We start from the raw sequence: 15,407 nt of genomic DNA on the forward strand, positions 1-15,407 counted from the left end.
ACCGCGAAGTCATTTGTATGCAGCTCGCTGAAGTTTCCATCCGCCGCCCGGTGTTTGCCACCGTGTTGTCACTGCTGATCGTGCTGATCGGCGCCGTCAGTTTCATGCGCCTGAGCGTGCGCGAATATCCGAAGATCGACGAACCGGTGGTCACTGTCACGGTGAAGTACCCCGGCGCCTCGGCCGAGGTAATCGAGTCGCAAATCAGCAAACCGCTGGAAGACTCGATTGCCGGGATTGACGCGGTCGACGTCATCACCTCCATCAGCCGCGCCGAGCAAAGCCAGATTTCGGTGCGCTTCCGCCTGGAGAAAGACGCCGACGCCGCCGCCGCCGAAGTGCGCGACCGCACGGCACGCGTACGCAACCGCTTGCCCACGTCGATTGAGGAACCGGTCATTGCCAAAGTAGAGGCCGATGCCTTTCCGGTGATCTGGCTGGCGTTCTCCAGTGACAGCTTGTCGCCGCTGCAGATCAACGACCTGGTCAACCGCATGGTCAAGCCGCGCCTGCAAACCGTGACCGGCGTGGCCGACGTGCGCATTTTTGGCGAGCGCAAATACGCCATGCGTGTGTGGCTAGACCCAGACAAACTCGCCAGCTACCGCCTCACCACCGGCGACGTGGAAGACGCCATTCGCCGCAGCAACCTCGAGGTGCCCGGTGGGCGCATTGAATCGCAGCAACGCGAATTCAGCGTTACCTCGCAAACCGATTTGATGCGCCCGGCACAGTTTGGCGACATCACCATCAAAAGCGTGAACGGCTTCCCGGTGAAGGTGCGCGACGTGGCGCGCGTGGAAGAGGGCCCGGTGGATGAGCGCAGCGCCGTGCGCTTGAATGGCCGCGACGCCATCTCGGCAGGCGTGATCCGCCAGGCCACCGCCAACCCGCTGCAACTTTCGGCCGGCGTGCGCGAGATGTTGCCCAAGCTGCGTGCTGATCTGCCTGCCGGCATGACCATCGACATTGCCAACGACAACTCGGTGTTCATCGACCGTTCGGTGAAGAACGTCTATCACACCATTTTTGAAGCCGTGGTGCTGGTGGCGCTGGTGATCTTTGTGTTCTTGCGCACGCTGCGTGCGTCCATCATTCCGATCATCACCATTCCGGTGAGCTTGGTGGGCACGTTTGCGCTGATGGCGCTGGCGGGCTTCAGTATCAACACGCTCACGCTGCTGGCACTGGTGCTGGCCATCGGCCTGGTGGTGGACGATGCCATCGTCATGCTGGAGAACATCTTCCGGCACATTGAAGAAGGGCTGGACCCGTTCTCGGCCGCCATCAAAGGTGCGCGCGAAATCGGCTTTGCGGTGATCACCATGACTGCCACGCTGGTGGCGGTGTACGCGCCGCTGGCCTTTACGCCGGGGCGCACAGGCCGCTTGTTTGTGGAGTTTGCGCTGGCGCTGGCCGGGGCTGTGGTGGTGTCGGGCTTTGTGGCGCTGACGCTCACACCGATGATGTGTTCGCTGATGCTCAAGCACAACCCCAAGCCGAATCGTTTTGACAGCGGCATGGAGCGCGCGTTGACCACCATGTCCGACGCTTATGGCCGCCTGCTGCGACGCATCATCACCACCGGCTACAAGCCCGGCAAGGGCGAACGCGGCATCAGCGTGCGCGCCAAAACGCTGCTGTTGCAAGCGCGCTGGATTGTGCTGAGCTTGATGATTGCCAGCGCCGCCGCCATCTACTTTGTGTACCCGAGCATGAAGCAGGAGTTGTCGCCCCTGGAAGACCGCGGCACCATTCTGGCCAACATCAACGCGCCCGATGGCTCCACGCTGGAGTACACCGACCGCTACGCCAAAGAACTGGAAGCGCTGGGCAAGAAGTACTCCGAGTTCGACCGCGTGTTTGCCAACATCGGCAACCCCACGGTGTCGCAAGGCAGCGTGGTGTTCCGCACGGTCGATTGGGAAGAACGCAAACGTACCACGCTTGATTTGGCACGCGAGATGAGTCCGAAAATCGGCTCGTTGCCGGGCGTGAGCGCGTTCACCATCACGCCGCCATCACTGGGCCAAGGCTTCCGCGACCGGCCGTTGAACTTCGTGATCCAAACGTCCGACAGCTACCAGAACCTGGCCCAAGTAGTGCGCCAGTTCCAGGACGAAATGGCGAAGAACCCTGGCATTCAGGGCGTCGACATTGACCTGCGCCTGAACAAGCCCGAACTGCGCATCGACATTGACCGCGACAAGGCGGCCGACATGGGGGTATCAGTGGATGCCGTGGCGCGCGCCATTGAAACCATGCTGGGCGGGCGCAACGTCACGCGCTACAAACGCGACGCTGAACAATACGACGTGATTGTGCAAACCCGTGCCAGCGGCCGCACCACGCCAGAAGACATCGACAGCATCTACGTGCGGGGCCGTAACGACACCATGATCCCGCTGTCGGCTTTGGTGAAGACGCGTGAAAGTGTCTCGCCGCGCGAACTGAACCACTTTGGCCAGCGCCGCTCGGCCACCATCTCGGCCAATCTGTCTTCCGATTATTCGCTGGGCCAGGCGTTGACCTTCATGGAACAAACCTCAGCCAAGGTGCTGAAGCCCGGCTACACCACCGACCTGAACGGTATCTCGCGCGAGTTCCGCAACTCGCAAGGCGCGTTGGCCGTGGTGTTTGTGCTGGCACTGGTGTTCATTTTCCTGGTGTTGGCGGCGCAGTTTGAAAGCTTCATCGACCCGCTGGTGATCATGCTGTCGGTGCCGCTGTCGATGATTGGTGCACTGTTGGCGTTGAAATGGTCGGGCGGCTCGCTCAACGTGTATTCGCAGATTGGCTTGATCACGCTGGTGGGCCTGATCACCAAACACGGCATCTTGATTGTGGAGTTCACCAACCAGTTGCGCGAAGAAGGCATGCACATGGTGGATGCCTTGGTCAAAGCTTCGTCGCAGCGCCTGCGGCCCATTTTGATGACCACCGGCGCGATGGTGCTGGGCGCCGTGCCGCTGGCTTTGGCCGAAGGCGCGGGTGCCGAGAGCCGCCAACAAATCGGTTGGGTGATTGTGGGCGGCATGAGCCTGGGCACCTTGCTGACCATCTTTGTGGTGCCTACCGTCTACACGCTGCTGGCGCGTGGCACGGTGCCGGGTGCCAAGACTACTATTGCCAAGGATGCGCCGGATGCGGGTCATGGTCACGCGCACGGCCACGGTGCCGAAGCACACAAGCCGCTGCCACCCGCACATGAAGAGTTGATCGCCAAGTAAGCCTCGGCCAAAACACAAAACCCGGCATCGCGTTGTACGCCATGCCGGGTTTTTCATTTAGGGACTGTCGGTTGTGTCGTCAGTGGCCAGAGGAGGTCCGAAGTCTCCGGCCGAACTCCGCTCGGTGCTGCTGTCAAGGGCTTGCACTGGTCCAGGTTGAGTCCGCGTAGTCCACGTCTGGCAGGCCGCTGTTGCTCAGCTTCCAAGCCTGCGTGGGGGCGGCGTTTAAGCGGTATGCGTTGCTTATGTAGAATGAGAAACATTCTCAATAATCGAGCAAATTTCGTTCGAATGTCTTTTCCCTCTCATAGCGCGCAACCCTCCGCGGTTGAAGCCATCTACCGGCAGGAGCATGGCTGGCTGAAAGCCTGGCTGCAGCGGAAATTGGGAGCGTCAACACATGCAGCAGACCTTGCCCAAGACACCTTTGTCCGGCTGCTGGTCTCACCCGATACCGAACGGATGCGTGAGCCGCGCGCCTTTCTGCGCACCGTCGCGCACGGCCTCTTGGTCAACCACTGGCGCCGTCAAGACATGGAGCGCGCATGGGCCGAAACACTGGCGCACCTTCCGCCGACCATGTCACCCTCTCCGGAGGACCGCGCGATGGCCCTGCAGACCCTGCAGCTCGTCGATGCGATGCTGAAGCGACTCAACCCCAAGGCGCGCACGGCCTTCTTGCTGTCGCAGCTGGATGGCCTGACCTATGCCGCGATTGCCGAGCAACTGAAAGTCTCTGAGCGCATGGTCAAGAAATACATGGCGCAGGCGATGTTTGAATGCCTTTTGTTGGAGCAGATGTGAGGCCGCTCACGCCAGTGGACGCGCCTAGCCAAGACGACATGCGCCAGGCTGCAGAATGGTTTGCCGTGCTTCAGTCCGGACATCCCAGCGAGGCCGAACGCCTCGATTGGCAGCGCTGGCTCGATGCCGGCCCAGGACCACGTGCCGCCTGGCAACGGGTCGAAACTCTGGCCGACAGCTTTGCCCGCTTGTCAGCACTGCCTGCGCGCCAAGCGCTGGAACATGGCGCTCGGCTCGGCCGTAGCCGTCGGAATGCACTCCGCGCCTTGGCCATACTTCCGATTGGCGGTTTGGCCGCATGGCTGTTGCATGAGCAGTCGAGCAACCGGGGATGGATGGCCGCGTTCCGTACCCAGGTGGGCGAACGGCGCGAGTGGTTGTTGGCCGACGGGGGGCGCCTCTGGCTCAACACGAACAGCGCGGCCGATGTCGACTACCGCACCGACCTGCGCCGCATCGTCCTGTACGCGGGGGAGCTGCTGTTGACCACGGGCCGCGACACCCAGCAACCTGCTCGACCCATGGTGGTAGAGGTAGCGGCCGGTCGGCTGGAAGCATTGGGAACGCGCTTTGCCGTGCGCTACGAGGACAGTGGCGCCGCGCGGTTGACGGTGTTTGAAGGCAGGGTCGCAGCGCAGCCGCGCATGGGCGAAGCACGGGTGGTGGTGCAAGCGGGCCAGCAGGCCCTGGTCTGGTCGGACCGCGTCGAATCGCTCGGCAGCGTGCCCGCACAGGCCGACGGCTGGACGCGCGGGATTCTGGTGGCGGACCGCATGCGTCTGGGCGATTTCCTGAACGAGCTGTCGCGTTACCGCCAGGGGCTGCTCACCTGCGCGGCGGAAGTGGCCGACCTGCGCATTGTGGGCGCCTACCCGCTGGACGACACGGAGCGCGTGCTGCAGGCCCTGCAGTCCACTCTGGCCGTGCGTGTGCGTCGGCCTTTGCCCTGGTGGGTCTCGGTCGAACCCACCCTAGCCCCGTCACCCTGAAGTCTTTTTTGCGTTCGAGGTTCCCTTTCTGGCGACTTGATTGGCATGGGAAGTAACCACTTCCGGTTTTCTTTCTTTTCCAAGCCTTCATCCATGATTCGCCACACCGACACCGACCCCGCTCGCACTGCGCACCGCCACCTTGTTCGCGCCCTGCGGGGACGCCCTATCGCACTCGCCGTCGCCACCTTGTTCGGTGCTGCCAGCGTGTCCGCCCAAGCTTTGCACTCTTTTGCTGTGGCTCCCGGTCCTTTGAGCACGGTGCTTAGCAACACGGCCGCCACCGCCGGGGTGATGCTGTCGGCCGACGCCAGCCTGACCCAGGGCCTCGCCAGCCCAGGCGTGCAAGGCCGCTTCACCGCCGAGGAAGGCTTGGCTCGGGCATTGGCCGGGACCGGCCTGCAACTGGTTCGAGAGGCGGGCAATGTCTACACGGTGCAGCGAGCACCGGCCGCAAAAGCGCCCCTAGCGGGTGGTTCAGTTGCCACGCTCGGCACGGTGCTGGTGACGTCATCCGCCACTGCGGCAGCAGGCTCGGGAGCGGTGGACGGCTGGGTGGCCCAGCAGGCCGCTTCGGGCACCAAGACCGATACGCCTCTGGTGGAGACCCCCTGGTCCGTGTCCGTGGTGCCACGCGAGCAGTTGGAGGCTCAGCAGCCCAAGACCATCGCGCAAGCTCTGCGGTACACGCCGGGTATCACGGCGGAGTTGGCGGGCCCGCAGTTCGTCACCGACCAGCTCAGTATGCGGGGATTCCAGCAAGGCACGGGCCGCATGCTGCGTAACGGCCTGCGCACCTTCTTACCCAACTACCTGGGCTGGGATGCGCCGGAGCCCTACGGTTTGGAGCGCATCGACATCCTCCGGGGCGCCAGCTCGGTACTCTATGGAGCCACCGACCCGGGCGGCCAAATCAACCTGGTGAGTAAAAAGCCGACCACGGAATCGTTGCGTCAGGTGCAATTGCAAGCCGGCAGCCCGGGTTACCGCCAGGGCGCCTTCGATTTGGGCGGAAAACTGGACGCCGACGGTGTCTGGAGCTACCGCCTCACCGGCTTAGTGCGCGAAGCCGATTCACAGACCGACTTCATTCACAACCGTCGGCAGTTCATCGCCCCAGCACTCACCTGGCGCCCAAACACGGATACGGAGCTGACCATCCTGGCCGAATACCAGCGCCAGACCGGCAACTTCGCCAATGCGCTGCCTGCCGCCGGCACGGTACTACCCGACCCGCGCGGCAGCCTGGGACGCAACACCTACGTGGGAGAACCCAGCCACGACCACATGGGCAACGAGAAGAGCTCGGTTGGATACCTGTTCAGCCACAAGCTCGACAGCCACTGGACCCTGCGCCAAAACTTGAACTACGGCAAGTTCCGCCACGACAGCGCCGAAATCGCCGTCCTGGGCAGCTATCCGTCGCCAGCCGACCAGTACATGCGCTACTCCGACAGCCGCCAGGGCAACGGCCACTTGTTCACGCTCGACAACCAGGCCGAGGCCCGGTTCTCCACCGGCAACGTCGCGCATACATTTCTGGGCGGCTTGGACATCTACAACGGTCGCTTCAGCCAGCAGCAGGCCTTGAGCATCATCGCCGAGCCTTTCGACATCTTTCGCCTGGTGTATGGCCAACCTCTGAACTACATCCCCTTCAGTTCGCAGAGCTTCGACCAGAAGATGCAGCAGACGGGTGTTTATCTGCAAGACCAGATGAATATTGACCGATGGGTGCTGCTGCTCGGCGCGCGCCACGACCGTGTCACGGACAACAACAGCGCCAGCACGCCCGTTGAGCAAAAGGACAGCAAGACCAGCGCGCGTGCCGGTGTGGTCTATCTCTTCGATAGTGGCTTGGCGCCGTATGTGAGCTACAGCGAATCCTTCCTACCGACAGTGGGGACCACGGCCAGCGGCAGCAGGCTGCTGCCCGAAACCGGCAAGCAGTGGGAGACCGGCGTCAAATACACCCCACCCGGGAGCAACAGCCTCTACACCGCAGCCGTCTTTGAGCTGCGTCGGCAGAATGTGACCGAGAACGTCGCAGGCTTCAGCCGCCAGGAAGGCGAGGTGCGCTCGCGCGGCTTGGAGCTGGAGGCACGCACCGAGATGGCGAAAGGCTTCAACCTGATCGGCAGCTATACCTGGAACGATGTGGAGGTCACGCAGTCTCTGGCCGGCAATGTGGGCCGCTCGCCTTTCCGTACACCTGAGCACATGGCCTCGGTCTGGGCCGACTACGTGTTCCGAGGCAACGCGGTAGCAGGACTGCGTCTCGGCGGTGGTCTTCGCTATGTGGGCGGCTCATTCGGCGACACGGCCAATACGTTCAAGGTGGGCGGTTACACGGTGGTCGATGCTTTGGTGAGTTATCCGCTGGAGAACCTCAGCCGTTCACTCAAGGGTATGGACATCGCGCTCAATGCCAGCAATCTGTTCGACAAGAAATACGCAGCGGGCTGTTTCAGTACGGTGGGTTGCCAGTATGGGCAGCAACGCACGGTGTACGTGTCTGCTACCTACAGCTGGTAAGACCGAAGCCAGGTAAAAGCGTCGGGGAATTGCGTGGCCGGCGCGCATGCCTGGGTTTGGAAATACGCCGAGACCTTGGGTTGGTCTCGGCATCCTTCGCGTCGGCCGAGCCGCTAGTACCTCAATCAAAAATCTCGCTGAGCCACGACTTCTGTTTGCGGTAGCCCTGGCGCTTGTTGTAGCCAGAGTCGTCAAAGTCCGGGCGGCGCTGCTGTTGATGCTGTTGGTATTGCGGTTGCTGCGGCTGTTGAACTGCTTGCGGGGTAGGCGCTGTGCCCGCGCCGCTGCGTTCAATCAACTTATCGAGCTCGCCACGGTCCAGCCACACGCCACGGCACTGCGGGCAGTAGTCGATCTCAATGCCTTGGCGATCGGCCATCACCAGGGTGGCGTCGGGGCAGGTAGGGCATTTCATTTCGGGCTCCTTCACATTCGGGGGGCTAACAGGTAGCACCACCTTAGGTGAAGCCAGCAAGGGCTTGAGGGGTGTAGGCGTACACAGCGCATGGACATGTCTTCATGCCCGTCTCGATCTCTTCAGTGCCCGTGTACGCGCAGCCCGAGTAAAACCACCACCGCCAAACCCAACACCAAAGACACCACTTGCCAGAACGCCACCGGGTGCCGCTCTACCAAAGGCGGCGCGCGCAGACGCTGGAATTGCGGGCCGGGGCTGTGGAGGTCGTGGATGAACTCGCTCAGCGCTTCCTGGCGTTTGGCGCGTTGGGGTTGCAGGGCTTTCTGCAGCACGGCGTCCAGCCACTCGGGTAGCTCGGGGCGCTGGTGGCGCAGGGGTTGGTAGCGCAGGCGTTTCAGGTCAGAGGCGGATCTGATTTGTGTGACCTGCAGGCCGTAGGGCAGTTGCCCGGTGAGCATTTGGTAGGTGAGCACGGCCAGCGAGAACAGGTCAGATTGTGCGCTGCCGCCGTCTCCCGTGAAATACTCGGGTGCGGTGTACTGCAGCGTGCCCGCAATGGCATCGGCGCCTGCGTGGGCGGTGCCCTCAGACAGGCCGGCCACATGGGTGGAGCCAAAGTCGATGATCTTCACCGTGCCACTGCGGTCGATCATCACGTTGGCAGGGCGCAAGTCCTGGTGCAGCATTTCTTTGCTGTGAAAGGCCTGCAAGCCCTTGGCCACTTGCGCCACGATGTTGCGCACGCTGTCGAGATCGGGCTTGGGGTGGTCGGTCATCCACTGCGTGAGGGTTTGGCCGTCGACAAACTCCATGGCCACATAGACGTGTTGACGTGAGCGGTCTGTTTGGAAGGGCTTCAGCACATGCGGGCTGTGGAGGCGGCGCGCCACCCATTCTTCGAGCAGAAAACCGTCGAGGTAATGTGGGTCGTCGCGCAAATCGACGGATGGCGTTTTCAGCACCACTGTTTTGCCGCTCGCGTCGTCGGAGGCCAGAAACACGTGGCTGCGCGCGCTGGTTTGCAGCTCGCGCACGATGGTGTAGCCCTCGAAGCTGGCGCGTGGTGCCAGCGGTGGTGGCAGCGCCAAACCTTCGCGTTGAGCTTCCAGTTTCACCAGGTTCAGTGGGGTCGCCGTGGCGGCGGGCAGGGCGTCGATGCGCAGCAGTTGCACGGTGGCATCGTCGTCGGCACCGCGTGCTTGGGCGGTGCTGATGAGGGCGCTGGCGGCGGCGTCAAAGTCGTCGGGACACAGCGCCAACGCGTCGTGCACGGCGGCGGCATCGAAATGCAGGTAGGCGCCGTCGGTTGCCAACACGTAAATGTCGCCCACCTCGGCGGGCAGGCTACGGTAGTCGATCTCCACATTGAGGCCAAAACCCAGCGCACGGCCCAGGAAAGATTCGACCGAAGACAAATGCACGCGGTGGTCTTCGGTCAACTGCTCCAGAGCTTGCGTGTGCAGGCGGTAGATGCGTGAGTCGCCCACGTGCAGCAGGTGCACCTCGCGCCCCTTCAAGATAAGGGCGCTGAAGGTGCACACGTAGCCCCGGTCTTTGTCGAAGCGCGCGTGGCTGCGCATGGTTTGCGCGTGCAGCCACGCGTTGGTGGCGCCCAGCACACGCTGCGCCGAGCGGCGCACCGACCAGGCATCCGACGTGGCGTAATAGTCGTCCAGAAAACCACGCACCGCTGCCGCACTGGCCTCTTGGCTTACGGCGCTGGAGCCAATGCCGTCGGCCTGCGCCACCACCATGCCTTTGCTGGCGAGCAACGAGCCCTGCGGCAACATGGCGCCATGAAAGTCCTGGTTGACACCCTTGGCGCCAGCGCGCGAGTGCTGGCCGAGTGTGACCTGCAAGGTGGCTGCCACAGCGATTTGATTGACTTAGCGTGCCACGCGTTTTGCAGCGGTCTTGTAGTGCGTCGAGTAAAGGGTCAGGCCGACGAAGGTCAAACCACCGACCAAGTTGCCCAGCACGGTGGGGATTTCGTTCCAGATCAGGTAGTCCATCAGCGTGAACTTGCCGCCCAACAACAGGCCGGTGGGGAACAAGAACATGTTGACGATGGAGTGCTCAAAACCCATGTAGAAGAAGACCATCACGGGCATCCACATGCCGATGGTTTTGCCCGAGACGGTGGTCGACATCATGGCCGCCACCACGCCGGTGGACACCATCCAGTTGCACATCACGCCGCGAATGAACAGCGTGAGCATGCCGGCCGCGCCATGTGCGGCGTAGCCGAGTGTGCGGCCTTCGCCAATGTGGCCGAGCTTTTCGCCCACGGCATTCGGTGCTTCGCTGAAGCCAAAGGTGAAGATGATGGCCATGAACACCGCCACCGTCAGTGCACCGGCAAAGTTGCCGGTAAACACCAAGCCCCAGTTGCGGAACACACCGGCCCACGTGGCGCCGGGGCGTTTGTCGAGCACGGCTAGCGGCGCCAATGTGAACACGCCGGTGAGCAGGTCAAAGCCCATCAGGTACAGCATGATGAAGCCGACCGGGAACAGGATGGCGCCGAGCAGCGGGTTGCCGGTGTTCACGGTCACGGTGACGGCAAACGCCGCCGCCAGCGCCAGGATGGCACCGGCCATGTAGGAGCGGATCAGCGTGTCGCGTGTGGACATGAGCAGCTTGGATTCACCGGCATCGACCATTTTGGTGACGAACTCGGCAGGGGCGAGGTAGGCCATTGGATTTCCTTGAAGAACGAATAGATGAAGAAAACATGACGCGACCAGGCATACCGCCCGGTGGCTGGAAGAACGAAAACGGCGTCCGCTGCACCACCCGATTTGCGGGTGGTGCAAGGGACGCCGTTATCCAGGGAAACGCTGTTGTGATGCCGCAGCACGCCGTTGGCATCAGTACCGGACCGTCTTCAGCCCGATGCGGTGATGACATGCAAATTCCGTACCGGAAATGACGGTGCCTGATTCGCCAAAGTAGACAAGGTTTGGCTCAAAGTGAGGCCACAAGCCGTTGAAATGCGCTCGCGCGGTGCACGTGCCGAAAGGCCCGCACCGCAATGGGTCAGCGAACCGATTTGTCGCCGGTGACGCCCTGGCCGATCAACTGCGCAAAAGCAAAGTCGGGGAGCGCCAGGGTGGCTTCTGCCACGTCCAACAACCTGCGGTTCTCGTCCATCGATGTTTTCTGCAACATACGAAACGCAGCTTCTTCGCTCAGCCCCAGGCGCGACATCAACATGCCTTTTGCGCGGTCGATCACCTTGCGCTCGTGCAGTGTGCGGCGCGCAGCCACAAGCTCGGCTTCCATGCTGGCCATGCGTGCCGATTGGGTTTGTAGCAGGTCGTGCAGCGACGTGGATTCACCGCCGCCAGGCGCCACCAAGCGCTGTGGCGCGGCGGTGGGAACCGAAGCCGTGTCGAAGAAACGGTCTACCGCGTGGGTGCGTGGCGGCGGGTTGTCGCGCAGGCGGCGCAGCAAACCTTTGGAGTCCTGCAGGTCCTGCTGTGCCTCCTGGATACGTGCCGCGCAATCTTCCCGCAGGCGTGTCACCAACTCCACCTGCAGCAGCCAGAAACCATTCATGCGTTCGGTGCACACATCGAACCAGGTGTCGCTGAGATTGCTGTCGAGCGACGCATCCGGCCGCGCAGTGCACAGTGTGCGCCGCAAGCGCTCCAACTGTGCGACGGCCGGCACCAATTGCTGCTGCTCCCAGCGCTTGCGCAGCCCCGGATCGGCAAACTCGGCAAACACGGCCAAGCTGCGCTCCTGTGCGTCAATCAGATGCAGCACACGCTGCTGATGCGCTTCGTTGCTGCGGCCCGAGGCATACAGCAACGCGCCCACTGCGCGCTCTTGCCCGGCTTCTTCCTGCGCCTGCACCAAATGCACCAAGGCAATCAACAAGCGTGACACGCTGGGCAGCCCGGCCGCATCGGCCACATGGAACACCAGCTCGATCAGCCCTGCAATCAAATGACTGAAAGCCGCCACCGAATCGTGCGCACTCATGGCTTGTCGTTCGATCTGGCTACGCAGCGCATCCAAAGCGTCCAGGCCCAGCAGTGCCCAGGCCATCAGCGACAGCGACTTCGCCGTGGCGCCCTGCGCAGGATCGGCGTGTACCGCAAAAACTTCGCGCAGCCGTGCCTCCACCGTACGCGCCTCGTCGATGAGGGTGCGGCGCACATCGGCAAAACGTTGCCCTTTGGAGGCGAGGTAGATGCTCGATGCGCCGCGTTCGCGTTGCAGCGCCTGGATCAGTTGGCCGAGTTCGTCCACCAGATCGGCGTGGCTGGCGAGTTGGCGCACGGCGTCAATCTCCAGCTGCTTGGCGCGCAGCACCAGCGCCGAGGCAGACAGCGGTAATGTGGAAATGGCCGAGTCAGGCATGCGTGCGATGCTATCAGGCCAGCGACGCGCTGACGCTGACTTTCACCCGCGCGCCGTCGGCACGTACGCTGTAAGCGCGCACCGAGTGTTCGGGTGCCTCCAAGCATTCGCCGGTGTGCAGGTCGAAATGGTTTTTATAGAGCGGTGAAGCCACCACCACGCGGTCACCCAGGTTGCCCAGCAGGCCGCGCGACAACACACTTGCGCCCGACTTGGGGTCGACGTTGTCGATGGCGAAGAACTGGTCGGCGCCTAGGCGGAACACGGCGACGTGCCGGTTGTCGACCAGCGCGCAGACGCCGGTGCTGGGGAGGATGTCGTCGACTGCGCAGATGTCAGTCCAGGTTTGCGTTGTCGTCATGGGGCGTCCTTATACGGTTTCAACAGCTTGTGCGCGTTCATCCGGGCGGGCAGGGCGGATCTGGCCGCGCTCTTCCACAAAGATCACGTGTTCATCGGTCTTGTCGCTGTTCACAAACGAGCGGAAGCGCTTGCGCGTTTCGGGGTCGGTGATGGCGGTTTTCCATTCGCACTGGTAGGTGTCTACCACGTGCTGCATCTGCGCTTCCAGCTCGGCGCACAGGCCCAGGCTGTCTTTGATGAGCACGTCTTTCAGGTAGTCCAGCCCACCCTCCAGGCTTTCGCGCCAGGTGCTGGTGCGTTGCAGGCGGTCGGCGGTGCGCACGTAGAACATCAGCACACGGTCGATCATGGCCACGAGTTCTTCTTTGCTCAGGTCGGAGCCAAACAATTCAGCGTGGCGCGGCTTCATGCCGCCGTTGCCGCAGATGTAGAGGTTCCAGCCTTTTTCGGTGGCGATGATGCCGATATCTTTGCCCTGGGCCTCGGCGCATTCCCGCGTGCAGCCTGAGACGCCAAACTTGATCTTGTGCGGCGAGCGTAGCCCCTTGTAGCGGTGCTCCAGCTCCACCGCCAGGCCCACGCTGTCGCCCACACCGTAGCGGCACCAGGTGGAGCCCACGCAGCTCTTCACCGTGCGCAGCGACTTGCCATACGCGTGGCCGGATTCAAAACCGGCGTTGATCAACTCTTCCCAAATGGTGGGCAATTGCTCGACGCGTGCGCCAAACAAGTCGACGCGCTGGCCGCCTGTGATCTTGGTGTACAGGCCGTACTTCTTGGCGACCTGGCCCACGGCAATCAAGCCTTCGGGTGTGACCTCGCCACCGGGCATGCGGGGCACGACCGAGTAGGTGCCGTCTTTCTGGATGTTGCCCAGGTAGTAGTCGTTGCTGTCTTGCAGGCCGGCGAGTTCTTTTTTCAGCACAAACTCGTTCCAGCACGATGCGAACACGCTGGCCGCCACCGGCTTGCAAACGTCGCAGCCCAGGCCCTTGCCGTGTTTGGCCAGCAGGTCGTCAAAGCTCTTGATCTGGCCCACGCGCACCAGGTGGTAGATCTCCTGGCGCGAGTACGCAAAGTGCTCACACACATGGTTGTTCACGGCCATGCCTCGGCGCGCCATCTCGAACTTCATCACCTGCGTGACCAGGGGCACACAGCCACCGCAGGTTGCGCCGGCCTTGGTGCAGGCCTTCAACTCGCCAATGGTGCATGCGCCTTCACCCACAGCAGCGCAGATGGCACCCTTGGTGACGTTGTTGCACGAGCAGATTTGCGCGGTGTCGGGCAGGGCTTCCACGCCCAGACCGGGCTTGGCTTTGCCGTCGCTCGAAGGGAAGATCAAAAATTCAGGTTCGGCCGGTAGCGTGATGCCGTTCAACGCCATCTGCAGCAGCGTGCCGTATTCGGTGGCGTCGCCGATCAGCACCGCGCCCAGCAGTTGTTTGCCGTCTTCGCTGATCACAATCTTCTTGTAGATCTGACGCAGCTCGTCCACGTACTGGCACGAGCGGCTCTTGGGCGTGCGGCCATGCGCGTCGCCAATGCTGGCCACGTCTACACCCATCAGCTTGAGTTTGGTGCTCATGTCGGCGCCCACAAAGGCGGCGTCCAGGTCGCCCGCAATGTGGCGGGCGGTGACGCGGGCCATGTCGTAGCCCGGTGCCACCAGGCCAAACACCTGTTCGTTCCACGAGGCGCATTCGCCAATCGCGTAGATATCGTGGTCGCTGGTGCGGCACGCGCTGTCGATCACCACGCCGCCGCGCGGGCCAATGGCCAGCACACATTGGCGCGCAATCTCGTCGCGTGGGCGGATGCCGGCCGAGAACACGATCATGTCGGTTTCCAGGTGTGTGCCATCGGCAAACACCATACGGTGGCGCGCGGTGGCGCCGTCGGTGATCTCCTGGGTGTTGCGCCCGGTGTGCACCGTCAGGCCCAGCTCTTCAATCTTGGCGCGCAGCACGCGGCCGCCGCCTTCGTCCACCTGCGCGGCCATCAGCCGGGGAGCGAACTCGACCACATGCGCTTCCAGGCCCATGTCGCGCAAGGCCTTGGCGCATTCCAGGCCCAGCAGGCCGCCGCCCACCACCACGCCGGTCTTGGATTTTTTGCCCGAGGCGGTCATGGCCTCCAGGTCTTCGATGGTGCGGTAGACGTGGATGTGTTCGCGGTCGCGCCCGGGCAGCGGCGGCACAAAGGGGTTGGAGCCGGTTGCCAGCACCAGCTTGTCGTAGGGCAGCACTTCACCGTCCAGCGTGGTCACGGTTTTGGCGATGCGGTCGACCGAGGCGGCGCGTGCCGCCAGGCGCAGCGTGAAGCCGGTGCGCTCGAAGAAGCCGGGTTCCACCAGGGACAGGTCTTCGGCCGTTTTGCCGCTGAAGAATTCAGAAAGATGCACGCGGTCGTAAGCGGGGCGGGGCTCTTCGCACAACACCGTCACATCGACGTTGGCCAGGCCGGTCTCTGCCAGGCTTTCGAGGAATTTATGGCCGACCATGCCGTGGCCGATAAGAATAATTTTCATCATGATGATCCTGCAATGACCTTGCGATTTCCCGGGGTGGCCACGGAGAAGGGGGCAGGATGGTGTGCGAGGCGCTCGAGCGGGCCAGCGGCACAATGCACCCTCCGCGAAACCACGGGTGTGGGTTGGAACAAACCAAACGGCAGGCCGTGCAGGCCAAAGCGTTT

10 protein-coding genes are annotated in these 15,407 nt (G+C 62.7%); 4 read left to right on the forward strand and 6 right to left on the reverse strand.

From position 1 onward, the window contains the following. The first annotated feature begins 17 nt into the window (after window positions 1-17). The 4 genes from ACPWMG_RS12120 (at window position 18) to ACPWMG_RS12135 (ending at window position 7,558) form a co-directional block, all read left to right on the forward strand. Complete coding sequence (locus ACPWMG_RS12120) at window positions 18-3,230, forward strand: efflux RND transporter permease subunit (RefSeq protein WP_483304890.1); 3,213 nt, start codon at window positions 18-20, stop codon at window positions 3,228-3,230. Between the two features lie 291 nt (window positions 3,231-3,521). Then, entirely contained in the window at window positions 3,522-4,034 is a 513-nt protein-coding gene (locus ACPWMG_RS12125; RefSeq protein WP_483304891.1) for a sigma-70 family RNA polymerase sigma factor, read from the forward strand. Then, the gene (locus ACPWMG_RS12130) at window positions 4,010-5,023 is read left to right on the forward strand and encodes a FecR domain-containing protein (RefSeq protein ID WP_483304892.1); all 1,014 of its coding nucleotides are present in this window, start codon (window positions 4,010-4,012) and stop codon (window positions 5,021-5,023) included. The genes ACPWMG_RS12125 and ACPWMG_RS12130 overlap by 25 nt, the downstream gene beginning before the upstream one ends. A 93-nt stretch (window positions 5,024-5,116) precedes the next feature. Next, window positions 5,117-7,558, forward strand: a complete 2,442-nt coding sequence (locus ACPWMG_RS12135) for a TonB-dependent siderophore receptor (protein ID WP_483304893.1) — start codon at window positions 5,117-5,119, stop codon at window positions 7,556-7,558. Window positions 7,559-7,679: 121 nt separating this feature from the next. Here the strand turns inward: ACPWMG_RS12135 and ACPWMG_RS12140 are convergent, their stop codons facing one another. The 6 genes from ACPWMG_RS12140 to nirB all read right to left on the reverse strand — a co-directional run bounded on the left by ACPWMG_RS12140 (window position 7,680) and on the right by nirB (window position 15,240). Then, entirely contained in the window at window positions 7,680-7,973 is a 294-nt protein-coding gene (locus ACPWMG_RS12140) for a TFIIB-type zinc ribbon-containing protein (RefSeq protein WP_483304894.1), read from the reverse strand. Between the two features lie 122 nt (window positions 7,974-8,095). Further along, window positions 8,096-9,847 carry a bifunctional protein-serine/threonine kinase/phosphatase gene (locus ACPWMG_RS12145; protein WP_483304895.1) on the reverse strand — a complete coding sequence of 584 codons (1,752 nt, stop codon included), beginning with the start codon at window positions 9,845-9,847 and terminating at the stop codon, window positions 8,096-8,098. 15 nt (window positions 9,848-9,862) lie between these two features. Beyond that, window positions 9,863-10,675, reverse strand: a complete 813-nt coding sequence (locus ACPWMG_RS12150) for a formate/nitrite transporter family protein (RefSeq protein ID WP_483304896.1) — start codon at window positions 10,673-10,675, stop codon at window positions 9,863-9,865. 340 nt (window positions 10,676-11,015) lie between these two features. Next, a complete protein-coding gene (locus tag ACPWMG_RS12155; RefSeq protein ID WP_483304897.1) occupies window positions 11,016-12,347 on the reverse strand; it encodes a nitrate- and nitrite sensing domain-containing protein in 1,332 nt (443 codons plus the stop codon). Window positions 12,348-12,360: 13 nt separating this feature from the next. After that, window positions 12,361-12,708 (reverse strand): nitrite reductase small subunit NirD, encoded by a 348-nt coding sequence (nirD, locus tag ACPWMG_RS12160; RefSeq protein ID WP_483304898.1) that lies wholly within the window; start codon window positions 12,706-12,708, stop codon window positions 12,361-12,363. 9 nt (window positions 12,709-12,717) lie between these two features. Further along, window positions 12,718-15,240: a nitrite reductase large subunit NirB gene (gene nirB, locus ACPWMG_RS12165; RefSeq protein ID WP_483304899.1), complete on the reverse strand. Its 2,523-nt coding sequence runs from the start codon at window positions 15,238-15,240 to the stop codon at window positions 12,718-12,720. Between the last annotated feature and the right edge of the window lie 167 nt (window positions 15,241-15,407).

The organism is Hydrophilobacter chitinilyticus (genome assembly GCF_049860745.1).
GTDB lineage: Bacteria > Pseudomonadota > Gammaproteobacteria > Burkholderiales > Burkholderiaceae_C > Rhodoferax_B.